This is a genomic window from Actinomadura sp. J1-007 (assembly GCF_009793335.1).
Taxonomy (GTDB): Bacteria; Actinomycetota; Actinomycetes; order Streptosporangiales; family Streptosporangiaceae; genus Spirillospora; species Spirillospora yumaensis.
Map to the genome: position 1 here is coordinate 816120 of NZ_WING01000003.1, position 26993 is coordinate 843112.

Annotated in this window: 24 protein-coding genes; 15 read left to right on the top strand and 9 right to left on the bottom strand. The window is 74.7% G+C overall.

The features are described 5' to 3' along the window. Window positions 1-32: 32 nt before the first annotated feature. Entirely contained in the window at window positions 33-689 is a 657-nt protein-coding gene (locus GEV43_RS45135) for a DUF4360 domain-containing protein (protein ID WP_160826734.1), read from the bottom strand. Window positions 690-764: 75 nt separating this feature from the next. Continuing rightward, window positions 765-1412, bottom strand: a complete 648-nt coding sequence (locus tag GEV43_RS45140; RefSeq protein WP_160826735.1) for a DUF4360 domain-containing protein — start codon at window positions 1410-1412, stop codon at window positions 765-767. A 365-nt stretch (window positions 1413-1777) separates the two neighbouring features. Here GEV43_RS45140 and GEV43_RS45145 point away from each other — a divergent pair, with 365 nt between their 5' ends. Further along, window positions 1778-2587 carry a DUF72 domain-containing protein gene (locus tag GEV43_RS45145; RefSeq protein ID WP_241684525.1) on the top strand — a complete coding sequence of 270 codons (810 nt, stop codon included), beginning with the start codon at window positions 1778-1780 and terminating at the stop codon, window positions 2585-2587. Between the two features lie 30 nt (window positions 2588-2617). On the opposite strand, the gene GEV43_RS45150 is transcribed toward GEV43_RS45145, so the two are convergent. Further along, window positions 2618-4489, bottom strand: a complete 1872-nt coding sequence (locus tag GEV43_RS45150; RefSeq protein WP_160826736.1) for a histidine kinase — start codon at window positions 4487-4489, stop codon at window positions 2618-2620. Between the two features lie 347 nt (window positions 4490-4836). Between GEV43_RS45150 and GEV43_RS45155 the strand changes: the two genes are divergently transcribed. From GEV43_RS45155 to GEV43_RS45175, 5 genes are all read left to right on the top strand, one after another. Next, entirely contained in the window at window positions 4837-5529 is a 693-nt protein-coding gene (locus GEV43_RS45155) for a Crp/Fnr family transcriptional regulator (RefSeq protein ID WP_160826737.1), read from the top strand. Window positions 5530-5549: 20 nt separating this feature from the next. Further along, the gene (locus GEV43_RS45160) at window positions 5550-6083 is read left to right on the top strand and encodes a hypothetical protein (RefSeq protein WP_160826738.1); all 534 of its coding nucleotides are present in this window, start codon (window positions 5550-5552) and stop codon (window positions 6081-6083) included. Between the two features lie 43 nt (window positions 6084-6126). Further along, window positions 6127-6579: a cyclic nucleotide-binding domain-containing protein gene (locus GEV43_RS45165; protein ID WP_160826739.1), complete on the top strand. Its 453-nt coding sequence runs from the start codon at window positions 6127-6129 to the stop codon at window positions 6577-6579. 318 nt (window positions 6580-6897) lie between these two features. Then, a complete protein-coding gene (locus GEV43_RS45170; RefSeq protein ID WP_160826740.1) occupies window positions 6898-7671 on the top strand; it encodes a hypothetical protein in 774 nt (257 codons plus the stop codon). Between the two features lie 162 nt (window positions 7672-7833). Further along, window positions 7834-8682 (top strand): universal stress protein, encoded by an 849-nt coding sequence (locus GEV43_RS45175; RefSeq protein ID WP_241684526.1) that lies wholly within the window; start codon window positions 7834-7836, stop codon window positions 8680-8682. 58 nt (window positions 8683-8740) lie between these two features. Here the strand turns inward: GEV43_RS45175 and GEV43_RS45180 are convergent, their stop codons facing one another. Further along, window positions 8741-9841: a serine hydrolase domain-containing protein gene (locus GEV43_RS45180; RefSeq protein WP_160826742.1), complete on the bottom strand. Its 1101-nt coding sequence runs from the start codon at window positions 9839-9841 to the stop codon at window positions 8741-8743. A gap of 289 nt (window positions 9842-10130) precedes the next feature. On the opposite strand from GEV43_RS45180, the gene GEV43_RS45185 reads away from it, so the two are divergent. Together GEV43_RS45185 and GEV43_RS45190 are read left to right on the top strand one after the other, a co-directional pair. Continuing rightward, the gene (locus GEV43_RS45185; protein ID WP_241684527.1) at window positions 10131-10712 is read left to right on the top strand and encodes a TMEM165/GDT1 family protein; all 582 of its coding nucleotides are present in this window, start codon (window positions 10131-10133) and stop codon (window positions 10710-10712) included. An 83-nt stretch (window positions 10713-10795) separates the two neighbouring features. Further along, on the top strand, window positions 10796-11560 hold the full coding sequence (locus GEV43_RS45190; protein ID WP_241684528.1) for a 2OG-Fe(II) oxygenase: 765 nt from the start codon (window positions 10796-10798) through the stop codon (window positions 11558-11560). Between the two features lie 75 nt (window positions 11561-11635). On the opposite strand, the gene GEV43_RS45195 is transcribed toward GEV43_RS45190, so the two are convergent. Beyond that, window positions 11636-13042, bottom strand: coding sequence for an SPFH domain-containing protein (locus GEV43_RS45195; protein WP_160826743.1), 1407 nt, complete (start codon window positions 13040-13042; stop codon window positions 11636-11638). A gap of 107 nt (window positions 13043-13149) precedes the next feature. After that, on the bottom strand, window positions 13150-13815 hold the full coding sequence (locus GEV43_RS45200; protein WP_160826744.1) for a TetR/AcrR family transcriptional regulator: 666 nt from the start codon (window positions 13813-13815) through the stop codon (window positions 13150-13152). Between the two features lie 64 nt (window positions 13816-13879). On the opposite strand from GEV43_RS45200, the gene GEV43_RS53515 reads away from it, so the two are divergent. Both GEV43_RS53515 and GEV43_RS53520 read left to right on the top strand, forming a co-directional pair. Then, window positions 13880-14395 carry an SDR family NAD(P)-dependent oxidoreductase gene (locus GEV43_RS53515; protein WP_254715914.1) on the top strand — a complete coding sequence of 172 codons (516 nt, stop codon included), beginning with the start codon at window positions 13880-13882 and terminating at the stop codon, window positions 14393-14395. Next, on the top strand, window positions 14350-14736 hold the full coding sequence (locus GEV43_RS53520) for an SDR family NAD(P)-dependent oxidoreductase (RefSeq protein WP_309240328.1): 387 nt from the start codon (window positions 14350-14352) through the stop codon (window positions 14734-14736). The genes GEV43_RS53515 and GEV43_RS53520 overlap by 46 nt, the downstream gene beginning before the upstream one ends. Here GEV43_RS53520 and GEV43_RS45210 read toward each other — a convergent pair. Beyond that, window positions 14688-15833, bottom strand: coding sequence for a DUF2637 domain-containing protein (locus GEV43_RS45210; protein WP_160826745.1), 1146 nt, complete (start codon window positions 15831-15833; stop codon window positions 14688-14690). The two genes, GEV43_RS53520 and GEV43_RS45210, sit on opposite strands and share 49 nt — an antisense overlap. 600 nt (window positions 15834-16433) lie before the next feature. Here GEV43_RS45210 and GEV43_RS55745 point away from each other — a divergent pair. From GEV43_RS55745 to GEV43_RS45235, 5 genes are all read left to right on the top strand, one after another. Beyond that, window positions 16434-18680: a glycosyltransferase gene (locus GEV43_RS55745; RefSeq protein WP_206681722.1), complete on the top strand. Its 2247-nt coding sequence runs from the start codon at window positions 16434-16436 to the stop codon at window positions 18678-18680. Further along, the gene (locus GEV43_RS45220; protein ID WP_160826747.1) at window positions 18677-19894 is read left to right on the top strand and encodes an acyltransferase; all 1218 of its coding nucleotides are present in this window, start codon (window positions 18677-18679) and stop codon (window positions 19892-19894) included. The genes GEV43_RS55745 and GEV43_RS45220 overlap by 4 nt, the downstream gene beginning before the upstream one ends. 138 nt (window positions 19895-20032) lie before the next feature. After that, on the top strand, window positions 20033-20749 hold the full coding sequence (locus tag GEV43_RS45225) for a TetR/AcrR family transcriptional regulator (protein WP_160826748.1): 717 nt from the start codon (window positions 20033-20035) through the stop codon (window positions 20747-20749). Between the two features lie 79 nt (window positions 20750-20828). Further along, complete coding sequence (locus GEV43_RS45230) at window positions 20829-21698, top strand: oxygenase MpaB family protein (protein WP_160826749.1); 870 nt, start codon at window positions 20829-20831, stop codon at window positions 21696-21698. Between the two features lie 19 nt (window positions 21699-21717). Then, on the top strand, window positions 21718-22500 hold the full coding sequence (locus GEV43_RS45235) for a hypothetical protein (protein ID WP_160826750.1): 783 nt from the start codon (window positions 21718-21720) through the stop codon (window positions 22498-22500). 177 nt (window positions 22501-22677) lie between these two features. Here the strand turns inward: GEV43_RS45235 and GEV43_RS45240 are convergent, their stop codons facing one another. Then, entirely contained in the window at window positions 22678-23772 is a 1095-nt protein-coding gene (locus GEV43_RS45240; RefSeq protein WP_160826751.1) for an acetate/propionate family kinase, read from the bottom strand. 93 nt (window positions 23773-23865) lie between these two features. Continuing rightward, the gene (locus GEV43_RS45245) at window positions 23866-26964 is read right to left on the bottom strand and encodes an NACHT domain-containing NTPase (RefSeq protein WP_160826752.1); all 3099 of its coding nucleotides are present in this window, start codon (window positions 26962-26964) and stop codon (window positions 23866-23868) included. Window positions 26965-26993: the final 29 nt, after the last annotated feature.

A 26993-nucleotide genomic window follows, 5' to 3' on the forward strand; every position in this document is an offset into this window, starting at 1 on the left:
GGACTCGGCCCGGCCGGAGGGGGTCGCGGGCGTCAGGCGCCCGGGCAGCGCTTCCAGTGGAAGTGGTAGACCGTGTTGACGCTGCCGTCGGTGGAGTCGAACGCCATGAAGCTCGTCTTGCCGGGGTCGGAGCTGCCCTTGCTGACGCGCAGCTCGGTGTTGATGTTGAAGTTCCGGTCCTCGCCGCACGGCTTGTAGACCAGGTCGGCCACGTCGGTGCGGTCGGAGAACTGCCAGTTGTCGGAGTAGCGCCCGCGGATCACGTGGCTGATCGGGGTGGTCTGCGACATGCCCTGGTGGTAGTAGTTCGCCCGTTGCATACCGGACGCCCCGGGCTCCAGGCTGGCGAAGCCCCGGTAGTCCGCCCCGGCGATCGCGTACGTGAAGCCCTGCGGGACGTGCACGCGGAGGTTGATCTGGCAGTTCTTCCGGAAGGCGGTCGGGTCGGAGTCGCCGCCCGCACGCGCCAGGTAGTCGCTGTAGGTGACGGTGAAGGCGGTGTTGTCGCTGGCCGTGGCCACCGCCGCCGTCCCCGACTGGCAGCCCGAGCCGTTCACGGTGAGCACGTCGATGACGATGCGGTCCGGCGGGGGCGGCTCCTTCGCCTGCGCGGAGGCCGCCGGGGCCAGGGATCCGCCCGCGGCCAGGGCGGCGAGGCACGCCGCCGAGGCGGTCAGTTTCTTACGCATGGTTCCCTCTCTTCTGGGGGCCGGCAAACTCATCACATTGGCGCGCCGCCGGGGTCTCAATAAGGAAGCGGCCCTTTACGGGCACCGCTTCCAGGCGAAGTGATAGGTCGTCTTGATGCTGCCGTCGACGGAGTCCATGGCCATGAAACTCGTCTTGGTGGCATCGGAGGTGCCCTTGTTCACGCGCAGTTCGGTGTTGATGTTGAAGTTGCGCTCCTCGCCGCAGGGCTTGTAAACGAGCTGGGTGACGTCGTTCACGTCGTCGAACTGCCAGTTGTCGGAGAACCGCCCGCGCAGGTTGTGGCTGATCGCGGTGGTCTGCGGCATCCCCTGGAAGTAGTAGCTGGCCTTCTCGGTGCCGGTGGCGCCGGGCTCCAGGTGCGCGAACCCCCGGTAGTCGGCCGACGCGATCGCGTAGGTGAAGCCCTGGGGGACGTGCACCTTCATGTTGATCTGGCAGTTCTTGCGGAAGTCGGTCGGGCCCGAGGTCCCGCCCACCTGCGCCATGTAGTCGCTGTAGGTGACGGTGAACGCCTCCTTGTCGTCCGACACGGCCACCGCCGCGGTCCCGGTCGGGCAGCCGGAGCCGATGACGGTCGCGATCTCGATGGTGACCCCGTCGGGGCCTGGGCCGCGCGGGACGGGGGAGGCGGAGGCGGGGCGGCCGGCGGCGGCGGTGAGCGCCAGGGCGACGGCAGCGGTAATTGCGAGCCCTTTTCGCATGATTTGCCTCTCTACGGGGCGGGTGGGCGCCTGTTCGAGGACCTCGCGCAAAGATTAACTTCACCCCAAAGAATGGTCAACGAACACTTTTCCACATTTCCCGGCCGGCCGGATCGGAGAAAGTAAACTGGTCTAGTGACCCCGTTCGATCTGGGCGAACGTGCCGTTCAATTTTCAAGGACCCGGCGGGCGAACGGGCGGATCGTTCCATAAAGGCGCCCGTCGAAATCCACCCGCCGTTCAGAACGGCTAGAACGGCGCCTCCCGCCCGCGCCCGCGGACCACCGGGCGGCGCCCGCGCCGCGCCTTCGGTACGGTCAAGCCATGCGGCTTCACGTGGGATGCGCGATGTGGACTCACGCGCCATGGCAGGGGCGTTTCCTGCCCCATCCGCTGCCCCGAAGGAACGGCTCCGCGCCTACGCGTCCTGGTGCAACGCCGTCGAGGGCAACACGACGTTCTATGCGACCCCGGCGAGATCGGCCGTGGAGTCGTGGGCGGCGCAGACCTCCCCTGACTTCCGCTTCGTCGTGAAGCTGCCGAAGACCGTCACGCACGAGCACCGCCTCACCGGCGCCGACGAGGAGGTCCGCTCGTTCCTGGAGGCGGTCGAGCCGCTCGGCCCGCGCGTCCACGCGCTGTGGGTGCAGCTGCCGGGCTCGTTCGGGCCGAACGACGTCGGCGCCCTCGCGGCCTTCCTGCGCCGCCTCCCCCGCTCCCACCGGTACGCCGTGGAGGTCAGGCACCGGGCGTTCTTCGAGGACGCGCGGTCCGAGCGGCTGCTCGAACGGGTCCTCGGCGACGCCGGCGCCGAGTGGGTCCCGTTCGACACCGTCACGCTGTTCCAGAGCCCTCCGAGCACCGACGCCGAACGGGACGCGTGGATGAAGAAGCCGCGCGTGCCGCGCCGGTCGTCCGCCCTGACCGGCCGCCCGATCGTCCGCTACCTCGGCCGCGACGACGTCGAGCGGACGGTCGAGGGCTGGGGGCACTGGGTCGGCGCGGTCGCGGAGTGGCTGCGCGAGGGCCGTTCGCCCACCGTGTTCGTCCACACGCCCGACAACGCGGAGGCGCTGGCGCTCGCGCGCCGCTTCCACGACGAGGTCAGGGCGCGTGTCCCCGGGGTCGATCCGCTGCCCGAGCCCGTCCCGGCCGAGCCTCCCGCCCTTTTCTGACCGCGCGGCCCAGGCCGCCGTCCGTTACTCCTACGGCTTCACCGGCTGCGCGAGGAGGTTCAACGGGATCTCGGCTTCGAGGGTGTAGGAGGAAGGCGTCGGACGGGTGGTCAGGTGCCCGCCCAGATCGTTCACCCGCACGGTCAGGTTCCTGAGGCCGCTGCCGCCTGAGACGGGACCGCCGGGCGCCGGAACGCCCGGAGAGGGCGCGGCGGAGCCGGGGGCGCGGCACGGGCCGTCGTTCGTGATCTCGATCCGGGCCGCCGCGGGCGTCGTGCGGACGGTGATGGCGACCCGGCGCGGGCTGCTGTGCCGCAGGACGTTGGCCACGGCCTCCCGGAGCACGATGGCCAGCGTCCTGTCGACCTCGACGCGGACGGGCGTGGGGTCGGCCTCGACGGCGACCCGGACGCCGAGGGCGGTCAGCGTCGCGCGGGCGGACGCGAGCTCCGCCGCCAGCGACACGTCGCCGGAGGCGTCCACGACGCCGCGCAGCTCGGCCAGGGAGCGGCGGGCCAGCTCGGCCGCCTCGGCCAGCTCGCGGCGGGCCCGTTCCGGGTCGCCGGGCAGCACGCGGAGGGCCAGCTCGGACTTCAACGCGATGGCCGACAGGCCGTACCCGAGCAGGTCGTGGACGTCGCCCGCGAGGCGGACCCGTTCGGCGTGGACCGCCATCCGGGCCACCCGGGCGCGTACGGCGCGCAGGTCGCCCGCGATCTCGGCCAGCCTGACCAGCGCGAAGAACGCCACGGCCGTGGTCACCTGGGAGACGCCGAGGTAGAGGCTCTCGGTCGGCGGCCACGCGCCGTCGAGCACGGCGATCACCGGCGCACTCCCGAGGACGAGCGCCGCGCCTGCCCAGGCGGCGCGGCCGCGGAACAGCAGGAGCACGGACGCGGCCAGCGGCCCCACCGTCATGTACCACTGGAGGTCGCCGAGGATCGGCAGGTAGACGACGGCGGCCTGGGCGGCGAGGTAGCCGTACGGCATCCGGCGGGCCTGGAGCCGCAGGGCCATGTGGTGGAGCTGGAGCGCGAGGACCAGGGCCTGGCCGCCCAGCAGGAGCGTCCACTCGCGCGGGCCCGCGCCGACGCCGGCGAGGTACTGGGCGGACGACGTCAGGTAGCCGCCCGCGATGAGGAGCATGGCCCACAGCGCCCGGCGCTCCTCGCGCCGGTCGGCCGCCGCCCCCGACTCCCGGACGCGGTAGGCGGCGGCGAGCGAGCGCGCGCCGTCCAGCGTGGCCCGGGCGGTGCGGACGAGTTCCGGGAGGGCGGCGGCCATCCGTTCGGGAGAGCGCTCCGCCGCGGCGGCGGCGCGCCGGGCGATGTCGGAGAGGCCGCCGCCGAGCAGGTGGTCCAGGTCCTCCCCCGCCCGGAGTCGTTCGGACGTCACCGCGATCGCGGCCAGCTCGTCGCGGGTGGCGTGCATGCGCGCGCCCATCCGCGCGAGATGGGAGACCGCGTACAGGACGAGGCCCACTTCCAGCGTGGAGGTGACCGCGTAGAACATCCCCCCGGCACCGCCGCCGTAGGCTCCGCCGGACGCCGCGGCGCTCGCCGCCGCCGCCGCGAACAGCGCCCACCGGGCGCGGCCCCGCACCGTGATCAGGAACGAGCCCGCGAGGAACGCCGGGAGGCCGATCCAGATCCCGCCGAAGACCAGGAAGGGCAGGTAGGTGAACGCGGCCAGCGCGGGGAGCAGGAGCCGGGGCCGGGCGCGGGGCCCGAGCAGGACGACTTGCAGGACGACGACCGGGGCCACGGCGGCGAGGTACGCGGCGCTCGTCCACGAGAAGCCGAAGTAGCGGGCCCGCGACAGGGCGAACACCGCGGCGACGCAGAGGACGTACGCGGCGGTCAGCGCCCGCGCGCCGCGCGGCCCCGAACCGTCATCGCCCATCGCCCCTCCCGTCGCACGCGTGCGCATTCTCCCATGATCGGCATGGCGGGGACGGCGCCGCGAAGGCCGTCCTCGGGAACACGCGGAGGCCCTGGCACGCGTCCCGGCAGAGAGCAGGAGCATCCCTTGCAGGGACCAGGAGAGACCTTTGAAGGGTGCAGAAGCCGCCTCGCCAAGGTGCAGGGGCGGCCCCGGCAGAGTCCAGACACGGCTCCCCCAGAGTCCAGGCGCGACTCCGGCAGGGTGTCGTACGCTCGGCAGCGGCGGTCAGTCCACACCTCGGACGGGTCGATTTCCACTTTCTTAGAGAGTTCCTCTTGCCCGAAGCTAAGTAGATAATTACACTCGTGAACGTGGACGAGTACGACTATCTCTTCGAGGACTCGAAGACCCTGCTCACGGGCCCCGAGCTGGAGTTCTTCGAGCGGTACGGGCAGGCGCTGCACCGGGAGGCCGGGCACCGCTTCATCGAGCAGGACGAGAAGACCGACTTCATGCTCCTGATCCGCAAGGGCCACGTCATCGTGTGGAACCCCGCGCTCAGGAGGATCCAGGCCATCCGGGGCGAGGGCGAGGTGGTCGGCGAGACCGCCGCCATCGCGGGCATGCCCCGGTCGGCGACCATCGAGGCGCTCGACTCCGTCGAGGTCCTGCGCCTGTCGGGACGCCGGTACCGGCAGTTCCTTGGCGAGCACCCCCGGGCGGCGATCTCGCTGCTGCGGGCGGTGTACGAGCGGCTGTCCGAGGCCGACCAGCAGGCGGCCGACTCGTCGGAGCTGGCCGCCGAGCAGCGGCTCGCGAAGACGTTCGTCCGGCTGATCGAGAGCGGCTTCGCCAAGCCGTCCGCGCGCGGCCTGGTCGTCAAGCTCAGCCAGGACGGCATCCGGGCGTTCAACGGCGGCTCCCTCGCCTCCGTGAAGAAGATCATCCGAACCTTCAAGGAGCACGGGATCGTCGCCACCTCCCGGCAGGCCACGATCATCCTCGACCCCGGGGCGCTGCGCGAGATCGCCAAGGGCGACCGCACGGCCCTGGACTGACGAGAGCGAGTTGCGCCGACATGTTCAAGCGCCCGAAGTCGAAGACCGTCGACCTTCTCCGGCACCCGCTGATCCGCGAGCTGACGAGGCTGCCGCTCGACCGCGACGACTTCGTCATCTTCGGCAGCGGCCCCCTGCTGGCCTGCGGGATCCGGGACGACATCAGCGACCTCGACGTCGTCGTCCGCAAGAGCGCCTGGGACCGGGTCGTGCGCATCAGCAGGCCGTCGACCGGCGACATCAGCGGGGCGCCGACGCGGTGCCTGGAGACCGCGCACGGGCGGATCGAGTTCTCCCAGAAGTGGATCTTCGACGGCTGGGACACCGAGGACCTGATCGCCCGCTCCGAGATCATCGGCGGGCTGCGGTTCGCGCCGGTGGACGACGTCGAGCGCTACAAGCTCATGCTCATCGCCGACGAGAAGCTGAAGCGCGACAAGGACGAGCCCGACGTGGCGGCGATCCAGGAGTGGCGGCGGGACCGCGAGCAGCGCGGCGAGGCCCAGCCCGTCGAGAGCCGCGCCACCTGCATACGGCCGCGGTTCGTCGGCTAGCGGCGCCCGTCGCCGCGCCCCCACCGCAAGGAGGACGGGACAGATGACATCCGAGACCACGCCCCCGGAACCGGGCACGTTCCTCGCCGCGCTCGGCCCCGCCGAGCGCGAGGAGCTCCTCGCGCTCGGGGTGCGCGAGCGCCGGCCCGCGGGCGCGACCCTGTTCACCGAGAACGGCGAGACGACCTCGGTGCTCGTGCTGCTGGAGGGCTGGGTCGAGGCCGACACCGACGAGCCGGGCGGCGCGGCGCGGGAGGGCGACGCGGGCGACGCGCTCGTCCCCGCCCTGCATGGGCCCGGGTCGCTGCTCGGGGAGCTGTCGGCCGTCGTGCGGGGGCCCAGGTCCGCGACCGTGCGGGCCCTGGAGCCGGTGCACACGCTCAAGGTCCCGCCGGAGGAGTTCGAGGCGTTCCTGGCGCGCCGTCCGGGGGTGAGCATCCAGATCGCCAGGACCTGGCTGAAACGCGCGTACATCGCGGGCATCCACCCGTACTGACGGGCCACCCACCGGCCCGTGCCGAACGTTCGACCGCCGGACCCCCGCTCACCGGCACCTTCGCGCCCGAGGGCCGTCCCCTAGGGCCAGAGCGCCACTGCCGCCAAGCCGAAGACGCTCCGGCCCTGGGACGGTTCTCCCGATTCCCTTGGAGGGGAGTCCGCTGTTTACACAACCAACTGTGAGGCCAAGAGGCGACTCCTGGCAAGCCGCGCGGGGGCCCTCCCCGCGCGCCGCGGGACCCGGCGCCGCACGCCCCGGCGTGCGCGCCGCCCGCGCCGTCCGCGCCGCCGTGCGCGCAGCGATGGGGCCGGACGGATGATCGCCGGCGGCTGGTCGACCGCCGCGGGCTGGGGCGGGCGGTTCGTCCCCGGCCCGGTCACCGGCGTGGGCGCGGCCCTGGTCACCGACGACGTCAGGCTGATCATCGGCCTGGCCGTGATCACCGCGCTCACGGTCCTGCTGGCGACGTACCTGATCGAGCGCGAGCGCACCCGCCGCGACGCGCTGCCCTACCGGGCGCAGATGGAGCTGGCGCGCGGGTACAGCAGGGCCCTGACCCGCACGACCAGGACGGCGACGTCGCGACTGCCGTCGTTCCGGTCGGCCGAGGGGCCGCGCGGGGACGCGCTGTCGGTGCTGTCGACCCTCAAGGAGAGCGGCATCCAGGAGCTGACCGAGACCGTTCACCTGCCCGAACGCGACGCGGGAGGCGACCGGCCCGGGGCCGTTCCGGACGGGGGCGCGGGCGGCGGGAAGCCCGCGAAGGCCCGGAAGAACGGCAAGGGCAAGGGCGGCGGGAACGGCAAGGCGCGGAAGAGCGGCAAGAACGGCAAGGGCGGCGGGGGCGCCGGGAACGGCAAGGGCCGGAAGGGCGGAGGGCGCCGCGGCGGGCAGGCCGCCGTCCCGCCGCGCGCGGGCATCCAGCTCGTGGTCAACGGGGTCGAGCAGCAGCAGGAGCAGGACGGCGAACGAGCGCAGGACGTCCCCGACCAGGGCCAGGCGAACACCGGCCGGGACGACGCGGACGCGTCGGAGGGCGGCGGCGAGCACGAGCCCCACGACCACACGGACGCGCCCGCCACGGGGTGACCTCACCCCGGGCGGGCGCGCCCGCGCGGCGCGCCGCGTCCGCCGCGCGCCGGAAAGTCTCGGCAAAGCAGTGATGAATCTCTCTCCCCGCGCGGGCCCCGGCCGACCCTCGCGGGGACTCCCTAGAGGACTTCCATGGCGGTCCGGGGCGCGGGAGGGCGGATGACGGAGCTGGTGATCGTCGGCTACGACGGCTCGGCGGAGAGCGAGGCCGCGCTCCACTGGGGCGTGGACGAGGCGTGCGCGCGGCGGCTGCCGCTGATGCTCTGCCACGCTTGGCGCTGGCCCTACCCCGCCGAGTACGCGGACCGCGACACCAAGACGATCGTCCAGCGGATGGGGCGCAACATCCTGGAGCGCGGCGGCGCGGTCGCCGGGGACCTGGCGCCCGGCCTGGAGGTGCGGACGCTGCTGGTGGACGGCCCGGCGTGCGCGGGCCTGCTCACCGAGTCCGACGAGGCGTCCCTCATCGTGATCGGCTCGCACGACCCGGACGCCGTCCCGATCGGCTCGACGGCGCTCCAGCTCCCCGGCCGGGCGCCGGGGCCGGTGATCGTGGTGCGGCGCGCGGGCTCGGCGGAGCGCAGGATCGTCGCGGGCGCCGACGGCTCCCCCGGCGGCGACGCGGCGCTCGGCTTCGCGTTCGGGGAGGCGGAGCTCCGCGGGTGGTGCGTGCAGGCCGTCTACGGCTACTGGGACCCGGGCGTGTCCGAGGACCTGTCGCTGTACTCCGACCTGGAGGAGCTGAGGCGGGCGAGCGGCGCGCGGCTCGAACGGGCCGTCGCGCCCTGGCGGGACCGCTACCCGCGGGTGCCCGTGCGGACGTCGCTCGTGCCGTCCCAGCCGCGCAGCGCCCTGATGGAGGCCGCGTCGGGAGCGGACCTGATCGTGGTCGGCGCGCGCGGGTCGGCGGACCCGCACCCGCTCGACACCGGCATCACGACGATGACGCTCCTGCGGCGCGCCGCGTGCCCGGTGGCGGTGGTGCGGGCGGACGGGGCGGACGCCTGACCACCGCCACCGGCTCCGGGCGGCGAGGCGCCGGGCTCAGGCTGCGAGGTGCAGGGGCTCAGACGGCGAGGTGCCGGGCGACGATGCCGCCGATCTCGACGGCCGCGTCGAAGCCGTCGGTCAGGCGGTTCTTGGTGAACGCGAAGGCCAGGCCGGTGCCGGGGTCGGCGCAGGCGTAGCTGCCGCCGGCGCCGCCGAACCCGAACGACCCGGCCAGCTCCTCCACGCCGGGGAAGCCGATGGAGTAGCCGAGGCCCAGGGTGGACGGCACGGAGAAGACCTGGTCGGTGCCGGACACGGGGTCGGCCGTCGCCTCGCGGACCCGTTCCAGCGGGACGAGTTCCCCGGCGAGCAGCGCGGCGTACACGCGCGCCATCGCCCGCGCGGACATCTTGCCGCCCGCCGGGATGTCGGCGGCGAGGACGTCGGCCCGGTTGCCGAGCGCGGCGGTCGGATACAGCTCCATCGGCGCGGCGCGGAACATCGGCAGGTCCGGCGGGAGGTCCGCCATCGCGGCGGCGGCCTGCTCGGGCGGCACCGCGTCCTCCAGCACCGCGAGCCGGTGCTGCTCGGACTCGGGCATCCCGAAGTACAGCTCGCCGTCCAGGTCGAGCGGCTCGGTGATCTCCTCCCGGAGGACCCGCGAGATCGGCTTGCCGGTGGCGCGCCGGACGACCTCGCCCAGGATGTGGCCGAAGGTGTAGGCGTGGTAGCCGATCTCCTTGCCGGGCTCCCACCACGGTTCGAGGTCCGCGATGCCGGCGCAGATCGCGTCCCAGTCGCAGACGTCCTCGACGGTCGTTCCGGGCGGGAGGCCGGGGACGCCCGCGGTGTGGTTCAGGACGTGCCGGAGGGTCACGCCCCCCTTGCCGCGCGCGGCGAACTCCGGCCAGAGCTCGGCGACCGGCGTGTCGTACCCGAACAGGCGGCGCTCGGCGAGGATGTGCACGATCGTCGCCGTCAGGGCCTTGCCCATCGACCAGCCGTAGACCGGGGTCGCGGGGGTCATCTCCCGCCGGGACGCCGGGTCGGCGACGCCCGCCACCGCGTCCACGACCGGCTCGCCGTGCACGCGGACGTGCACCTGGAGGCCCCGTTCGGCGCCCGAGGCCACCAGCCGGTCGACGGCGTCCTGGACGTCCCGCTGAATATCTGTCACTTCATCCCCTTTTCATCTGGTTCGGACATGGAGACCGCGCCGGAACCGGAAAATCATCGGCCGGGGTACCCTGGTGGCGCGAAGGGGAGTAGTCCGTCGCTGAGTGGTCGACATACTGGCGCCCTCCTCGGAGGGGCCCGGCGCTCAGGCCGCGTTCGCGCGGTGGACGAGACCTTCGGTCTGGTAAGGGTGCCCGGCGACCGCCGGGCGCCGACGACTTGCCGGGCCGAGCGGTCCTCCCCGTCCAGCCGGCGGCCGCCCGGGTCCGGTCCGTACGGAAGGCCGCCCGTTGCCGTTCGACCTCGCCACGTTCGCGACCACCTTCGCCGTGATCTTCCTGGCCGAGCTGCCGGACAAGACCATGTTCGCCTCCCTCGCGATGGGGACGCGGATGCGCCCGCTCTGGGTGTGGTTCGGCACCTCCAGCGCGTTCGTCGTCCACGTGCTGATCGCGGTCGCCGCGGGCAGCGCGTTCTCCCTGCTGCCGAAGCCGGTCGTGCAGGCCGTCGCCGCGGCGCTGTTCGCCTTCGGCGCCTACACGCTGCTGCGGGGCGGCGATGACGGGGACGAGGACGAGTCCCCCGCCAAGCGGGTCACGGGGCTCTGGCCCACGTACCTGACCGCGTTCACGGTGGTGTTCATCGGCGAGTGGGGCGATCTCACGCAGATCACCACCGCCAACCTGGCCGCCACGCGCGGGCCCCTGCCGGTGGCGCTCGGCGCCCTCCTCGCGCTCATGGCCGTGTCCGCCCTCGCCCTGGTCGCGGGCCGCTTCATCGCCGACCGCGTCCCCCTGCGGACGGTCCAGCGCGTGGGCGGCGTCGTGATGCTGGGGCTGGCGGCCTGGTCGCTGGCTGAGGCGGTGCTCTGACCGCCGCGCGGACGCCGCGGACGCCGCGAACGTCGCGTCGGAAATCCGCCAACCCGTTCGGGGGCCTCCGGTGTTGTACCGGCATGGACGTTGACATGGACACCGCGAACGACCACGACACCCGGCTCGGAGCGGGCGCCGCGACGGCGGCCGGGCGGGTCGCCGCGGCCGACTGGCCGGGCCTGGCGGCGGAGGTGGACGAGCACGGGTGCGCGCTGACGCCGCGGGTGCTCACGGACGCGCAGTGCGCCGAGCTCGCGGAGATGTACGAGGACGCCGGGCGGTTCCGCTCGACCGTCGACATGGCGCGGTACCGGTTCGGGGAGGGCGAGTACCGCTACTTCGCGCGGCCGTTCCCCGACGCGGTGAGGGAGCTGCGGGAGGCGTTCTACCCGCGGCTGCTGCCGATCGCGCGGGACTGGGCCGCGCGGCTCGGACGGCCCGCGCCGTGGCCGGACGACCTGGAGGAGTGGCTGGAGATGTGCCACGCGGCCGGGCAGACCAGGCCGACGCCGATCCTGCTCAAGTACGGCGAGGGCGACTGGAACGCGCTGCACCGCGACCTGTACGGCGACCTGGTGTTCCCGCTCCAGGTGGTGATCGGGCTGGACGAGCCGCGCGCCGACTACCGGGGCGGGGAGTTCCTTCTGGTCGAGCAGCGGCCCCGGGCGCAGTCGCGGGGCACCTCCGTGCTGCTCGAACGGGGGCACGGGCTCGTCTTCACCACCCGCGACCGGCCCGTGCGGTCCGCGCGGGGCTGGTCGGCCTCACCCGTACGGCACGGGGTCAGCACCGTCCGGTCGGGACGGCGCCGCACCCTCGGCCTGGTCTTCCACGACGCGGCGTAGCCCCGGGAACGGCCAGCCCCGCGCCGCCGGCCCGCGCCGCTGGGCCGCTAGCCCCGCGCCGCTGGGTCCGCGGCGCTAGGCGCGCTGCGGCGGCTCGGCGTCGGCCGCCGCGCGCAGGGCCCCGGCGACGGCGGCGAGCTGGGCGAGCAGCCCGGCGACGGTGGTCTGGTCGGCGCCGCCGATCGTGACGGTGCGCAGCTCGTCGGGCTTCGGCAGCCGTTCCAGGATCGCGGGCAGGGACGCGATCAGCTCGGACTGGATCCCGGCGGGCGTGCGGTCGTTCGCGACGGACGAGCGGGCGCGCTCCCGTTCGAGGGCGAGCAGCTCCTCATCGTGGCCCGCCTGCGCGCGGGCGCGGGCGAGGGCCAGCTCGCCGTCCGCCTCCAGGCGCTTGAGCTCCTGCTCGCGCTGGACGCGGAGCCGCCCGGTCTCGGCCTCCTCGCCGTGCCGCTCGCGTTCCATCCGCAGCGCGTGCCGGGTCGTCTCGGTCTCCAGCTCGGCGACCTCGCGGCGGTCGTCGTGCTCGCGCCGCGCGCGGCGCAGCCGCTCGGCGGTCTCGGTGTCGAAGCGCTGCGCCTCGTTGCGGGAGCGCAGCTCGGCCAGCTCCCGCTCGTGCTCCAGCCGCTGCGTCTGCTTCAGCCGGTCCGCGGCCATCTCCCGCTGCGCGATCGCCTCCTCGGCCTGGAGCTCGGCGAGCCGCGCGATCTGCCCCTGCTCGGACCGGTACGGCTTCTGGAGGTTCTCCCAGAGCCGCGAGGAGCTGACCACGGCCTCCTTGATCTGGACGGTCACGATCCGCAGCCCGAGGCCCTCGTCGCCGGACTCCTCGCCCTCGGCGACCGCGCGCAGCCGCGCGGTCAGCTCCTCGATGATCGGCTGCTTGTCGCTCAGCACGTCGCGGACGCCCATGGTCGAGACCTTGTCCTTGATCGCGGCCTCGGCCTGCTCCTTGAGCTGGAGGTTCACCAGCCGCATCGGGTCGTCGGCGTCACCGAAGTCCAGCTTGCGGTACGCGATCGAGAAGTCCTGGATGATCCACTGGACGTACCCCTGGACGAGCACGCCCTGGAGCTCGCGGCAGATGCAGTAGGCGTTGATCAGGATCGTCTGCGTCGCGCCCGGCACCACGAGGAACGCGTCCGTCGCCGGGTTGAACCGGAACGACACGCCGAGCCCGATGTGCAGCGGGTCCTCCCGGCCGCGCCGCGTGTGCACGACGAACGCGTTCGGCGGGACGAGCACGTTCTTCCAGCGCCAGAACCCGCTGATCCGCACGTCGACGGGGCCGTGCGGGGCGCGGTCGCCCGCGTCCCCTCCCCCGCCGCCGAGCGCGCGGTCGCGCTTCGCGAGCGGCCCCTGAGGCGGGGGCGCCGCGCCGGGGGCGGGCGGCGCGCCCCGACTGCGCCTTCCCCGCAGGTCGCCCTCCAGCTCGGCCTGCTGCGCCACGACCTGGTCGAGGTAGGTATTGCTGCCACCGCTCATGCCGTCTCCCCGTGGCCGTGTGCTCCCGGTCCGTCGATCATCATCCTGGCGGGTCGCACCACGGCACGTCCCCGTTTTTCACCACATGGACGACCGTTCGCTGACGTTCAGCGCGCCGGGCCCGTCCCCCCGCCGCCGTCCGTACCGCCGCCGTCGGCACCGCCGCGGGCGTCCAGGTCGGCGACGGACGCGAGGAGCGCGGTGAGCGGACCGTCCAGCTCCGCGAAGCCGACGCCGAGGCGGGCGGCCATCTCGTCGCAGGCCGGGAAGGACGTCACGGCGCCGACCACGGCGGCGGCGCCGAGGGCGTCGAACGGCGCGCGGACGCGGCCGGCCGCGGCGAGCCGTTCGACGAACGCGGTGATCCGGCCGTACCGCCAGCGCTCGCGGGAGCCGAGCAGCTCCTGCGCCTCGGGATCGACGGCGGCGAGGCTGATGAGCCGCCGGAACAGGTCCGGGTCCGTACCCCAGAAGGCGCACAGGCCCGACACCATCGCGCGGAACGCGGCGGCCGCGTCGCCCGCCTCGGCGTCCGCCAGGAGCGGGACGACGCGCGACCGCGCGGCGAGGTCGTCGGCGACCGCTTCGAGCAGGCCGAGCTTGGACCCGAACCGCCGGTAGATCGTCACGCGGGTCACCCCCGCCTCCTCGGCGACGCGCTCCATGCCGAACCCCGCGTAGCCGGACTCGACCAGGTGGCGGCGCGCGGCGGCGACGATGGCGCGGCGGGTGCGCTCCGCCGCGGCGGCCCGCAGGCCCGGCTTCTCGACCATGGCGTTGATGATACAACCTGTATATTGGGATACAGGCTGTATCACGAACGAGCGGAGGGCTCCCATGGACGCGGTGGCGCTGGTGACCGGAGCGAACAAGGGCCTGGGCCGGGAGACCGCCCGTAGCCTCGCGGAGCGGGGCATGGCGGTGCTGCTGGGCAGCCGCGACGCCGAGCGCGGGGCCGCCGCCGCGCGCCGCCTCGCCGCCGAGGGCGCGCCGGTCACCCCGATCCGGCTGGACGTCACCGACGCGGCGTCCATCGAGGCCGCCGGCGAACGGATCGCACGCGAGCACGGGCGGCTCGACGTCCTGGTCAACAACGCCGGGACGGTCGTCGAGTCGGCGGCGGCCGAGATGACGGCGGACGTCCTGCGGCGCACGTTCGAGGTGAACGTCTTCGGCGCCGCGACCGCCGTCGGGACGCTGCTGCCGCTGCTGCGCCGTTCGCCCGCGGCGCGCGTGGTCAACGTGTCGAGCACGACCGCGTCGCTGGCGCTCACCAGCGGGGCAGGGACTTCGGCGGGGACGCCGCGGTGCGCGCGGCCTACTCGACGTCCAAGACGGCGCTCAACATGCTGACCGTGCAGTACGCGCGGGCGTTCGCGGACGACCCCGCGCTCGCCCACATCAAGGTGAACGCGGCGACGCCCGGATACGTCGCGACCGACCTGACGCGGGGACGGGGCACCCGCACCGTCGCCGAGGGCGCACGGGTCATCGTGCGGCTGGCCACGCTGCCCGCGGACGGTCCGAGCGGGGGTTCTTCAACGAGGACGGCCCCGTGCCGTGGTGATCACGGGCACGGGGCCGCAAGCGCGGAACGCGGGGCGCACGCGGCGCGCCGCCGCGGGAGCGGGGCGCGCGGGGGCGGTCAGACGCGCCAGGACTTGACGAGCTCGTCCAGCGCGGCCTGGTCGTAGACGACGCCGCGCCCGGTCAGCTCCTGGGCGACCAGCGCGCCGTCGCCGTCGTGCTTGGCGAGCAGGCGGTAGACCGCGTACGGGAACCAGTGGTTGTCGCTGATCCGGCGGATCTCGCTCTCGTCGCAGACGTGGCCCTCGGCGGCGACGTCGGCGGCGGTCGCGGCGATGTCGCCCTGGTGCCGCTCCAGGATCTCGATGATCCGGGTGCGCAGGTTCTCCGGCATGGTCTCGCGCATGATCGGCTCGTCCAGCGCGGTCGTGCTGAGGCTGCCGTGGCCGTTCAGGCCGGTCCGGGCCGCGGCGCTGACGACGGCGGGCTCGGGCTCGGGGGCCGGCTCCGGGGCGGGCTCGGGCTCGGGCGCGCGGGCGGGCTTGCGCCGCTTGCCCTGCGCCGAGCCGCGCCGCTTGCCGCTCGGCTCGGCGCCGTCGGCGCGGGGCGTTCCGTTGGCGCGGGGCGTGCCGTTCGTACGGGGCGCGCCGTTGGTGCGGGCGGCGCCGTTGGTCGCGGGCTCGGCGCGGTCCTCGGTGGCCGTACGGCTCGCGCGCTCGCCCTCGGCGCCCGGCTCCAGGGCCTTGTCGGGGCGCAGCGGGATCTGCGGGAACGGGCCGGTGGAGCGCAGCGGCATCAGGGTGATCTGGTGCAGGGTGACGGGCGCGGCGATGGCGCGCGGGCCCTCGCCCTTGCCCTCCGGCTCCTCGTTCTCGCGCGACACGTACCGGTGCAGGGTGCGCAGCAGGACGAACAGGCCGAGCATCGACACGATCGGCGGGACGGCCGCGGTCGCCTGGTAGGAGAACTGGCGGTGGCCGACGTGGCCGACGTTGAAGATGAGGCTGGCCGTCCAGCCGGCGAGGGCGATGGTGAGCGGCAGGCAGAAGTCGAGCCAGCTCAGCAGCGCGCGGCGCTTGAGCACGAAGGCGTCTATGGCGAGCAGGAACAGCCCGAGCTCGCCGACGATGATGAACAGGTCGACCAGCAGGGGGAAGGACTCGGCCTTCCAGCCGTGCAGGCCGTGTTCGAGGGCCCAGTGGTACAGCCCGGCGTAGGACTGGGCGAAACCACCCGCCGTCGCGGTCAGGACCGCGGTCGCCATGAACGCCACGGCTCCCCAGCGTGTGATGGCCTGTGCCCGGTTAGCGACGGTCATGTGGGGTGTGCTCCCGGAGTCTCTTTCGCGTTCATAGGTGATCGGTGGCGAGACTATCCATTCCGGCGGCCTCTGGTGGGGCATTCGCCGTTACGTTCCGCGCACGGTTACCGATATAGACCTCTACAGACCTTTTTGTCCGATATTGGAGTGATCAACGACATCCCTGCGATCCGTGGGGTCCCGGAGGCGTCGCCGGCCGAGCCCGACCGCCGGCGCGCCGTTCGGCGGGGCCGGTTCCGGCGGCGGCGGGCGGTGACCGTGTCGTTACCTATCGGTTAAAGACGGATTCACGGCAGTGAATTTTGCTCCGAGGGGGATCAAAAACCCCATTGGTCTCTTCCATGCTTTTCCGGGTGACCTCGCTTGAGCACGGTTCACCGCCCCCGCCCCCGCCCCCACCCGCCGAACACGCAGTCCTCCCAGTCCACGCAGTCCTCCCAGTCCGTCCCATCCCCGCCGCCTCCGCAGCTCCCCCAGCCGCCTTCGCCGCTCCCATCGGCCGCTCCCTCGCATCTCAAGACGCCCGCCCCGGCGGGCGCGCAGGTGCTCGCCGTCGGGGCGCCCGGCCCCCGGCTCGACCGGCTCAGCGCGACGCTGCGTTCGGCGGGCCACCAGGTGCAGCACGCCGAGCCCGGCGAGGTGCGCGCCCGGGTCAGGCTGTCCCCGCCGGACGCGGTCGTCGCGCTCGCGGACGAACGCGGCGGGCGGGAGATGATCCAGGAGATCCGCCGGGCCCCGGCGGGCCGCGCCGCCCCGCTGCTCGTCGTGACGCGGGCGCCCGGCCCGGCGGGCGTCGTGGAGGGCCTGCGCAGCGGCGCGGACGACTGCGTGCCCGACTCGTCCGACCCCGGCGAGCTGCTGGCCAGGATCGACGCGAAGCTGCGCCGCGTCCCGGTCCCGGTCGAGCACCTGCCGCTGGATCCGGGCACCGGGCTGTACTCGCGCCCGCACTTCCTGGACGAGATCGACCGCGAGCTGCAACGGCCCGCGCCGTCGCGGCGCGGCGGCGCGGTCGCGGTCGTCGGCGTCGCGGAGATGGCGACGCTGGAGGCCCGGCTCGGCCCGCGCGTGCACCGGGAGGTGGCCGAGCGGATGGCCGGCGTCGCCGAACGGCTCGGCCGGGCGTGCGACCGGTTCGGGTGGGACGGCGACGGCCGCCTGCTGATGCTGCTGCCCGGGATCGACGGCGAGACCGCGCGGCGCGGGCTGAGCGAGTTCGCCGACGCCGTGGCCGGGACCCGGTTCGTCGTGGCGAACGAGCACGTCCTGCTCACGCCGCTGATCGGCTGGGTGCCGCTGGAGGAGTGCTCGGGCCACACCCCCGCCGTGTCGGCGGCGCTGGACGCGGTGCGGGAGGCGGGCCGCCACCGCGACCTGCGGCCCGTCCGCTACGAGGCGTGGATGCGCGGGACGCCGCGCCGCCGGTCCGTCGCCCGCGCGCTCGCCGACGCCCTGGTGCCCGTGCTGTCTCCGGCGCTGATGCTGCTGCTCGGCGTCGGCGCGCCGCTCGCCGCGTACCTGCTGGCGTACCGGCTCGGCGTGGACGCCGGGCCCGTCGTGTACTGGGCGGTCGTGGCGGCGCTGGTGACGGCCGCCGCGCTGATCGTGCTGGAGTGCCTGTTCACGCTGGACGCGGTGCCGAGACCGGCGGGCCCGTCCAGGCCGTACCCGCCCGCGAGCGCGGTGATCGCCGCGTACCTGCCGAACGAGGCCGCGACGATCGTCGACACGATCGAGTCGTTCCTGCGCGTGGACTACCCGGGCGGGCTGGAGGTGGTGCTCGCCTACAACACGCCGCGCCCGCTGCCGGTGGAGGACGTGCTGAGGGAGATCGCGCGCCGCGACGAGCGGCTCGTGCTGCTGCCGGTGCCGGGCAGCACGTCCAAGGCGCAGAACCTGAACGCCGCCGTGACCCGCGTGCGCGGGGAGTTCGTCGGGGTGTTCGACGCCGACCACCATCCGCATCCGAACGCGTTCCGCCTGGCCTGGCACTGGCTGTCGAACGGCTACGACGTCGTCCAGGGGCACTGCGTCGTCCGGAACGGCGACAGCTCGTGGGTGGCGCGGATGGTCGCGGTGGAGTTCGAGGCCATCTACGCGGTGAGCCACCCGGGCCGGACGCGGATGTTCGGGTTCGGGCTGTTCGGCGGGTCGAACGGGTTCTGGACGACCGACCGGCTCGCCTCGACCCGGATGCACGGCTCGATGCTGACGGAGGACATCGACTCCACGCTGCGGGCGCTGAGCGCCGGGGCGCGGATCGCGGTGGACCGGGAGATCGTGTCGCGGGAACTGGCGCCGACGACGCTGCGCGCGCTGTGGAACCAGCGGTCGCGGTGGGCGCAGGGCTGGCTCCAGGTCTCGTTGCGGCATCTGCGGGCCGTGCTCGCGTCGCGGACGTTCACGCGGCGGCAGAAGCTCGGGTTCCTGGTGCTGCTCGGCTGGCGGGAGGCCCAGCCGTGGCTGACGCTCCAGATCCTGCCCATCCTGCTGTACTCGGCGTGGCGCGCGGGCGGCGTGGACCGGCTCGACTGGGCGGTGCCCGCGTTCCTGCTCGCGACGGTGTTCACCGTGGCGACGGGGCCGGTCCAGGCCGCGTTCGCGTGGCGTCTCGCCGTGCCCGAGGTGCGGCGGCGCGGCGGCTGGTTCTGGCGGTACCTGCTGCTGTCGATGCTGTTCTACGGCCATTTCAAGAACCTGGTGGCCCGCAACGCGCACCTGAAGGAGTTCCTGGGCGACCGCCAGTGGCGCGTGACGCCCCGTACGGCGCGGAAGGGCAACGGCCCGTGACCGCCGCCGACGGCTCCCGCGCGCATCCGCCGGAGGGGGCGCCCGCGAGGAGCGGGCGGGTCCGCGAGCTGGAGGGCTACCGGGGCGTGGCGGCGCTCAGCACGGTCGTGTTCCACGTCTGGCAGCACTACACGACGTACGGGCCGGAGGGGGCGAGGCCGCCGCTGGCGAACGGGTTCGCGCGGGCGTTCTTCTCGTTCGAGGTCGTCGACCTGTTCTTCGTGCTGTCGGCGTACCTGCTCACGCTGTCGTACGCGCGGGCGGCGATCGACCGGGAGCCGGGGCATCCGGCGCGGACGTTCCTGTTCCGGCGGGCGGTGCGGATCCTGCCGCTGTACTGGACCGCGATCCTCGTGGTCTGGACGGCGCGCAACCCGGGCCTGCCCGGCGACTGGCGCGACCTCGCCGAGCACCTGACGTTCACCCAGGTCTTCGACGGCGAGCGGATCTTCTACACGATCGGCGCGTCCTGGTCGATGTCGCTGGAGATCATGTTCTACGGGGCGCTGGTCGTGCTCGGGCCGCTCGCCGCGCGCGCGTGCCGCCCGTTCGCGCGGCGCGGGGCGCGGGTCGCCGTCTGCGCGTCCGGGTGCGCGCTGCTGTTCGCGGGCCCGGTGGCGTGGCTGGCGGTCGCGCACTACGGGCTGCGCGTCCCGGTGACGGACTGGCCCGCGTACTACGGGCCGCACGCCCGCTTCCACGCGTTCGCCGCCGGGATGCTCCTCGCCGTCGTGACGGTCGCGCTCGGCGAGCGCGGGCGGCTCGGCGCGCGCGCCTCCGCGCTCGCGCGGGCGGCGGCCGTCGGCGCGCTGCTCGCGCTGGCGTGGCTGTCGAAGGACCACGCGGGCGCGGCGTCGGTCTTCTACCATCCGCTGGCGGCGCTGCTGTGGACGGTGCTGATCCACACGACGGTGCAGGTCCGGCGCGGCGGGCTCTGGCACCGCTGCCTGCGGGCGCGGTGGCTGACCGGCGTCGGCCTGGTCAGCTACAGCCTCTACCTGTGGCACGAGCCGATCATGATCTGGCTGGACGGGGCGGGCGCGCTGCCCGGCGGGCCCGGCGGGTTCGGGCCCGCGCTGCTGGTCGTCCTCGCCGTCGCGCTGCCCGCCGCGGCGGCGTCGTACTGGGCGATCGAGTACCCGGCGGCGCTGCTGCGGCGGCTGCGCGACTCCTCGCACCGCCGCCGCGACTACTACCCCGAGCTGTCCCCGTGAAGGCCGGCGCTCCGTCCGCCGCCGGCGGCCTCCCGGCGGCGAACCGCCGGCGGCCTGTTGGCGAACGGGCGGCCGCTATTGTCGGGATGCCGACAGGGCGTCCGGCCCGGTGCCGCCCGCCGACCAGCGCGAGGAACGATGACCAGCGAGCACAGCACGGCCTCCCGCCCGCGCGCGGCCGTCCCTCCGGACGCGGCGGCCCCTGCGGACGCGGACGCCCCTGCGGACGCGGGGGCCGCGCCGCGCCGGGTCCGCAAGGAGCCGGACGAGCGGCGCGGCCAGATCCTGGAGACCGCGCGGGCGCTGTTCAGCCGCCGCCCGTACGGGACGGTGTCCAACACCGAGATCGCGGCGGCGGCCGGGGTCAGCCGCGGCCTGCTCAACCACTACTTCGGCACCAAGCGCGAGCTGTACCTGGCCGCCGTCAGCGAGATGATGAGCGTGCCGCCGATCCCCGTCCCGGCGTTCGTCGAGGGCGCGACGGTCCGCGACCGCATCACCCAGAGCGTGTCGGCCTGGCTCGAACTGCTCGAACGCAACCGCGAGACGTGGGTCGCCGCGCTGGACCTGACCGCGCCCGGCGGCGACCCCGAGCTGGACCGGATCCTCGGGGAGGGCCGCGACCGCGCGGTCGACCACATGACCGAGGTGGTCGGGCTGTCCCCGCTCGCCGAGGAGCGCGCGGAGGTCCGCTCGGCGTTCCGCGGGTACGCGGCGCTCGCCGAGGCGACGACGCGCGAGTGGCTGAAGCACGGGCTGCTGTCGCGCGCCCAGGTGCAGCTGCTGCTGGAAGAGGTGCTGGTCAACCTCATCGACCAGGTCGTCCCCCGCCTGCTGGAGGCGGAGGAACGCTGACCCGAACCTATTGGCACAGCGCCAACAAGGGGGTAGAACGGTCGGTAGCCGCACCGGCCCGCCGCTTCCGGAGGTCGCCATGCCCGCCGCGCCGCCGTTCCCGAACGACTCGGTCCGCGAGGCCCTCGGCGACCGGGACGTCCTGCGCAGGCTCGCGTCCGAGCCGCTCGTCGGCCTCGGCGCGGGCCGCGCGCTGCTCATGCAGCTCGCCCACCCGAAGGTGGCCGCGGGCGTCGCCGGCCACAGCGACTTCGAGGACCGGCCCCTCGCCCGCCTCTTCGGGACGCTCGACTTCCTGCTGGTCGTCACGTTCGGCGACGAGGACGAGATCGCGCGGTTCGCGGCGCGGGTGCGCGGCGTCCACCAGCGCGTGAAGGGCGACGGCTACTCCGGCACGGACACCGGTCTCCAGGTCTGGGTGAACGCCACGCTCATCGACTCGGCGCTGCACGTGTACCGGCACGTCATGCGGCCCGGCGACGACGAGGAGGACCTCGCGCCCGCCTACTACCGGCAGGCGCGGCTGGTCGCCGAGGTGCTCGGCGCCCCGCCGGACGCGCAGCCCCCGGACCTCGCCTCGTTCCGCGCGTACATGGACCGCATGGTCAACGAGCTGGAGGTGAGCGACACCGCGCGGGAGGTCGCGCGCGCGGTGATGTGGCCGCGCCGGCTCTGGTACCTGTCCCCCGCGCTGTGGGTGTTCCGGCTGGTGACGTTCGCGCTGCTGCCCGAGCCGCTGCGCCGCCAGTACGGCTTCGGCTGGAGCCACGGGCGGCAGCGCGCCGCGGACGTCTTCCTGCGCGCCGCGACCGACCTGTACCACCTGACGCCCGGCCCGCTCCGCCGCCCGCCCCGCCGCGTGCTGGCGCGGCTCGCCACCCGCCGCGTCGAACGGCGCCTGGACCGGAACCGCCGCGCCCGTTCGCGGTCCCGTTCCCGTTCGCGCTGAGCCCTGGAGAGGAGCAGCCATGCTGGGCGTCTACACCGACCTCCCCTGGGCGTACGGCGCGGGTGCGGGGATCGCGCTGTCCGCCGCGCACCAGCTCCGCGGCGCCCGGCCCCTGGCCCGCGCGGCGTCACCGACCAGGCCCGTGCCCGCGTCGCCCCGGCACGCGTCCGCCGGGGACGAGCCCCGCGTCGGGCGGGCGCCGCGGGTGAAGGGGGCGGCCACCGGCCGCCACCTGGCGCTGGCCCTGGTGTACGGCGCGCTGGTCTTCGTTCCCACGAGCCTCGCCGTCGCGCGGGCCCACCCCGAGTGGGCGACGATGCAGTACAAGGGGTCGCTGTCGCGGAACGACCTCGTCCTTCTGGCCGCCGCCGAACTGGCTCTCGTCGCGGCGGGCTTCCTCGTCGCGCGCGGCCTCCTGGTGCGGGGACGGATCAGGCTCGCGGCCGTCCAGGTGATCGGCGCGTGCCTGGTGATGGCGTGCGCCGTCGTGCACGGCCCGGACGGCGACGGCTGGCGCCGCTTCGTCTCGGCGGACCGCGCCGACCTCGCCCGCTTCCCCGACTACACCGACCTCGGCGACGCTGGGCCCGTGGCTAGGCACGTGCTGGCGTTCCTCGGCTCGGACGTCGCGGTCGCGCTCTGCCTCGCGGGCGCGCCCGCGGTCGGCGCGCTGGTGCTGATCATGGGTGTGCTGCACCAGTTCGGGCTGACCGACGCCGGAGCCGAGGGCCCCGGCGTGATCCGGGCCGGGTTCGTGGGCGCGGTGGTCGCGGGGGCGTCGCCGCGACCGCCGTCCTGCTGAGCCTGCTCGTCCACGGCGTCGGGTGGGTCGGGGCCGCCGCCGTCCTGCCCGTGCTCTGGCTGGGCGTGGCGGCGCGCGGCGGCTTCGCCGCGGTCGTCGTCAACGACCTCGCGCTGCCCGAGGAGCACTCCGACCTCTGAACGCCGAGCCGCGCGGCCCGCGGGCGAGGCGGCGGGGTCAGCGCGCGAGGGCGGCGCGGGTCCCGGCGGCGATCTCCAGGTCCTCGCGGGCCGTCACGACGAGGGAGCGGACGGCGGCGCCCGGGGCCGTGACGTCGGCGTCGCCGCGCGCCGCCGCGTTGGCCTCGCCGTCGACGGCGGCGCCGAGGAACGCCAGGTCGGCGGCGGCGCGGCGGCGGGTCTCGGGGTCGTGCTCGCCGACGCCGCCGGTGAAGACCAGCACGTCGAGCCCGCCCAGCGACGCGGCCATGGCGGCGGCGCAGGCGCGCAGGCGGTGGTGGTAGACGTCCAGGGCGAACGACGCGGCGCGGTCGCCCCGGCCCGCCCGCTCCCGGAGCTCCCGCATGTCGCCCGTCCCGGCGAGGGCGGTCAGGCCGGAACGGTTCTCAAGGGCGTCGGAGACCTCCTTCGGCGGGACGCCGTGGTCGATGAGCCACAGCGGGATCCCGGGGTCCACGCTGCCCGCGCGGCTCGCCATGACGAGCCCTTCGAGCGGCGTGAAACCCATGGTCGTGTCGACGGGACGGCCGCCGCGCACGGCCGCGAGGGAGGCGCCCGAGCCGAGGTGGCACAGGACCGTGCGCGGCTCGGACGGGGCGTCCGGCGGCAGCAGCTCGGCGGTGCGCCGGACGGCGTACGCGTACGAGAGACCGTGGAAGCCGTAGCGACGCAGTCCGTACCGCTCCCGCCACTCCCCCGGGATCGCGTAGGTGGACGCCTCGTCCGGCAGCCCTGCGTGGAACGCGGTGTCGAAGCACGCGACGACCGGGACGTCCGGCAGGGCCCGGCGGACCTCCCCGAGCGCGTAGAGGGAGTGCGGCTGGTGCAGCGGCGCGAGGTCGACCAGGCCGCGCAGGCGCTCGGCCACCGCGTCGTCGACCACGACGGGGCCCGCGAAGTCCGGGCCGCCGTGCACGAACCGCAGGCCGACGGCGTCGGGCCGCGGCAGGTCCGCGACCATCGCGGCGAGCCGCTCGCCCTCGCGGGCGCCGGACTCGATGGGCGCCTCGGCGCGGTGCGGCGCGGTGCCGTCCTCGTCCAGCAGGGCGAGCTTCAGGCTGCTGGACCCGGGGTTGATCGTCAGTACGCGCATGGCATCGGCCATACCCGTTCACCGCCGCGCGTCACGGGCCGCCGGGAGCCCGAACGCGCAGGCCGTCCGCCGTTCCCGCGCGGGGCGTTCGCCTCAGGCGGTCGCGGGCGGCGCGGCGGCGAGCACGGACGTGCGGCCGGAGACCGCCAGCGCGTCGGCCGCCAGGCACTCGCGCAGGGGGTTCGCGCTCCTGCCGTCCCGGACGTACGCCGCGGCGGCGGGGACGGCGGTCAGCGCGCCGAGCGCCGCGAGGCCGAGCAGCGTCGCGGGCCACCCGGCGCGCTCGGCGCACGTCACGAGCGTCAGCACGAAGTCGTACCCGGACAGGTAGACCAGGCTCCCGAGCGCGAGCGGGACGTTCACCGGGGTCTCCAGGGCGAGGTGCCTGCGCAGCAGCCACCAGCGGACGGGCAGCGCGGCGAGCAGGCCCGCCGTGAGCACCGCCACGGCCCAGCTCGCCAGGAGCGGGCCGGTCGGCCACGTGCCCGCGATGGTCGCGACCGCGCGGAACGTCCCGACGAGCGCGATGAGCGCGACGGACGCCGCCGCGCCGACCCGGGCGGTCCACCAGAGCCACGCCGAGGGGCGGGGCGCCTGCCGGACGGTGCGCCACGTCCCCGGGTCGAGGTGCGGCTTCTCGAACACGCCGAGGATGGTGGCCAGCAGCGTGGCCTGGACGGGCCAGCGCAGTGCCTCGATCGTCCGCCGGTCGTCCGCGGGCAGGTCGTTGATCGCGAACAGCTCGGCGCGCAGCGCGGCGACGGCGGCGCCGGGCGCGGTGACCAGCACCTCCGGCGTCGTCAGCACGCGCGGCCCGATCCCGGTCGCCCTGGTCAGGCCGGGCCGCTGGCGGTGCGCCTCGTCCAGCACGTCCTGCGCCAGCGGGTCGAGGCGGCTGTGCTGGACGAGCGCGAACAGGATCCGGTGGGCCGAGGCGCTGATGCCCGCGACGGGCAGCCCGACGCGGGTGTCGATCGTCCCGGCGTCGGCGGGCACGTCGAGGGGGCGGAGCGGGCCGCCGTTGCGGCCGCCGTCGATCAGGTACGCGATCCGTCCGGCGATCTGGGGCAGGGCGCCGTCGTCCGGACCGGCGAACGGGGCCCAGATCCAGGGGTACCACCAGTTCTCGGGGCCGAGCGGCGGATCGGCGGGCGCGGCGAGGCCGGGCTCGCCGCGTAGCGCCTCCTCGACGTCGGGGTACGGGAGCAGCGCGGCGAGCCGCCAGGCGGCGCGGGTCGCGGTCGGCGCGGCGTGCCACAGCAGGCCGGCGAGCCGCTGCGCCGCCGCCGGGGTCGCGACGCCCGCGAGCGCGTCCACGGCCCACAGCGCGCCGTCCAGCGCCGCCGCGCTCAGCGCCTCGACGGCGGGCTCGCCCATCTCCCGCAGGCACGCCTGGACGACCGGCGACCCGTCCGCGTGCGCCGCGAGGTAGTCGGCCGCCTCGGGGCGGCCCGACGCCGACAGCGCCGACAGCGCGGCCTCGCGCGCGGCGGGCGGGCCCTGCTCGGCGGTGCCGGTGAGCAGCTCCAGCACGGCGTTGCCGCGCGGGCGGCCGTCGGCGGCGACCGCGGCGAACGCCCGCCAGACCGCTCCCCCGGCGGCGTCGATGGACGCCAGGCAGGAGGCGATGACCTCCGCCCCGAACGCGGCGTCGATCCGCGCGGCGTCGGCGAGGCACTCCAGGGCGAGCACGCGGTGCCGCGTGCCGTCCATCGCGAAGACCGCGCGGACGACCTCCGTGCAGTCGGCGCTGCCTTCCGCGCACCACAGCCGCACGGTGTCGCGCCACGAGTCGGGGTCGGCGGTGTAGCGGCCGAGCAGGCCGTCGACGTCGCGGGCGAGCGCCTGCGCGGCCAGGAACTCCTGGAGGGTGAGGTGCGGGAAGCGGAACCGCGAGCCCGCCTCGTCGGCCCGTTCGAGGAGCTGGCTGCGGTCGATGATCTCGTCCAGCAGCGGGTCCACGTGCTCGGGGCCGAGGTTCAGGGTGGAGGCGAGCAGCTCGGCGGTGATGGCGATGAGCCGGGCGCGGCCGATCGTGAGGCGGTCGCCGTCCACCTGCTCCTGGACGGCGAGCGCGACCCGCTGGAGGACGGCGAGCTTGTCGGACGGCTTGTAGACCGAGGTGATCGGGCGGCCCATCACCCGGTCGCGGGCGAGCAGGTGGGAGATCGCCCGCTGGTAGAACTCGGGCCGCGAGTTCGGCAGCGTCCCGCCGACCGGGTCGAGGCTGCCGGTCTGGAGGTGCGCGATGATCGTCAGCAGCAGCGGGTTGCGGGCGAGGCGGATCAGCGGCGCGCTGCGGCGCAGCGTCCCGAACACGCGGTCGGCGTCGGTGGCGGCCCCGATCCCCGGCCAGTGCCACAGGAACCGGCGGATGGACGCGTCGTCGAGCGGCGCCACCCGCACGACGTGCCCGAACTCGGGCGCCAGCTCCCCGTAGTACGCGGCGTTGCGGCACGTCACGATCATCTGGCAGTCGGGGTAGGACGCGGCGAAGTCGCGCAGGGCGAGCACGACCCGGTCGTGGTCGTCGCGGCTCACCTCGTCCAGCCCGTCGAACAGCAGCCGCAGCCGCCCCTCCTCCAGGGCCCGCGCGACGAACGCGCGGACGCGGCCGGCCGCCCGGGTGCGCGGGCGGCACAGCTCCTCCACCACGAGCGAGACGAGGTCGGCGCCGCCCGTCGCCCCGTCGCCGTCGCCGTCGCCGCCGGCGGCCGTCGCCGCGCCCGAGTAGCGGTGCAGCTCGATGAGCACGGGCAGGCGGCCCCGGTCCCGGTCGGCGGCCCACAGCAGCATGGAGTTCTTGAGCAGCAGCGACTTGCCCGCGCCGGCGGGGCCGAGCACGACCGTGCGGGTCTCGCCGCGGATCCGCTCGTAGATGTCCTCGCGGCGGCCCGCGTGGTCGTACTGGAGCGGGACGTAGACCTCGCGGATGTCGATCGTGCCGCTCTCGCCGAACCCGATGGAGTGCGTCGCGTACCGCGCCTGGACGGCCCGCCGGTAGCGCTTGTAGCGGCGGCCGAGCGGGGACGGGCGGCGGCCGGCCAGCCGGGCGAGGCCGTCGGGGGTACGGGAGGCGAGCGTGTCGATCAGCTTCCCGAAGTACAGCTTGGCCGCCCACAGCGACACGGCCAGCACCGCCGTGCCGCCCAGCCCGTACGGCAGCAGCTTCAGCAGCGGGTCCGCGGCCATCGCCTCACGATAGGCGCGCCGATCCCGCA

What these genes read in the sequence shown, in the direction of transcription:
- GEV43_RS45135 (WP_160826734.1), bottom strand. Translation starts at nt 689, where the DNA reads ATGCGTAAGAAACTGACCGCCTCGGCGGCGTGCCTCGCCGCCCTGGCC.
- GEV43_RS45140 (WP_160826735.1), bottom strand. Translation starts at nt 1,412, where the DNA reads ATGCGAAAAGGGCTCGCAATTACCGCTGCCGTCGCCCTGGCGCTCACC.
- GEV43_RS45145 (WP_241684525.1), top strand. Translation starts at nt 1,778, where the DNA reads ATGGCAGGGGCGTTTCCTGCCCCATCCGCTGCCCCGAAGGAACGGCTC.
- GEV43_RS45150 (WP_160826736.1), bottom strand. Translation starts at nt 4,489, where the DNA reads ATGGGCGATGACGGTTCGGGGCCGCGCGGCGCGCGGGCGCTGACCGCC.
- GEV43_RS45160 (WP_160826738.1), top strand. Translation starts at nt 5,550, where the DNA reads ATGTTCAAGCGCCCGAAGTCGAAGACCGTCGACCTTCTCCGGCACCCG.
- GEV43_RS45165 (WP_160826739.1), top strand. Translation starts at nt 6,127, where the DNA reads ATGACATCCGAGACCACGCCCCCGGAACCGGGCACGTTCCTCGCCGCG.
- GEV43_RS45170 (WP_160826740.1), top strand. Translation starts at nt 6,898, where the DNA reads ATGATCGCCGGCGGCTGGTCGACCGCCGCGGGCTGGGGCGGGCGGTTC.
- GEV43_RS45175 (WP_241684526.1), top strand. Translation starts at nt 7,834, where the DNA reads ATGACGGAGCTGGTGATCGTCGGCTACGACGGCTCGGCGGAGAGCGAG.
- GEV43_RS45190 (WP_241684528.1), top strand. Translation starts at nt 10,796, where the DNA reads ATGGACGTTGACATGGACACCGCGAACGACCACGACACCCGGCTCGGA.
- GEV43_RS45195 (WP_160826743.1), bottom strand. Translation starts at nt 13,042, where the DNA reads ATGAGCGGTGGCAGCAATACCTACCTCGACCAGGTCGTGGCGCAGCAG.
- GEV43_RS45200 (WP_160826744.1), bottom strand. Translation starts at nt 13,815, where the DNA reads ATGGTCGAGAAGCCGGGCCTGCGGGCCGCCGCGGCGGAGCGCACCCGC.
- GEV43_RS53515 (WP_254715914.1), top strand. Translation starts at nt 13,880, where the DNA reads ATGGACGCGGTGGCGCTGGTGACCGGAGCGAACAAGGGCCTGGGCCGG.
- GEV43_RS45210 (WP_160826745.1), bottom strand. Translation starts at nt 15,833, where the DNA reads ATGGCGACCGCGGTCCTGACCGCGACGGCGGGTGGTTTCGCCCAGTCC.
- GEV43_RS45225 (WP_160826748.1), top strand. Translation starts at nt 20,033, where the DNA reads ATGACCAGCGAGCACAGCACGGCCTCCCGCCCGCGCGCGGCCGTCCCT.
- GEV43_RS45230 (WP_160826749.1), top strand. Translation starts at nt 20,829, where the DNA reads ATGCCCGCCGCGCCGCCGTTCCCGAACGACTCGGTCCGCGAGGCCCTC.
- GEV43_RS45235 (WP_160826750.1), top strand. Translation starts at nt 21,718, where the DNA reads ATGCTGGGCGTCTACACCGACCTCCCCTGGGCGTACGGCGCGGGTGCG.
- GEV43_RS45240 (WP_160826751.1), bottom strand. Translation starts at nt 23,772, where the DNA reads ATGCGCGTACTGACGATCAACCCCGGGTCCAGCAGCCTGAAGCTCGCC.
- GEV43_RS45245 (WP_160826752.1), bottom strand. Translation starts at nt 26,964, where the DNA reads ATGGCCGCGGACCCGCTGCTGAAGCTGCTGCCGTACGGGCTGGGCGGC.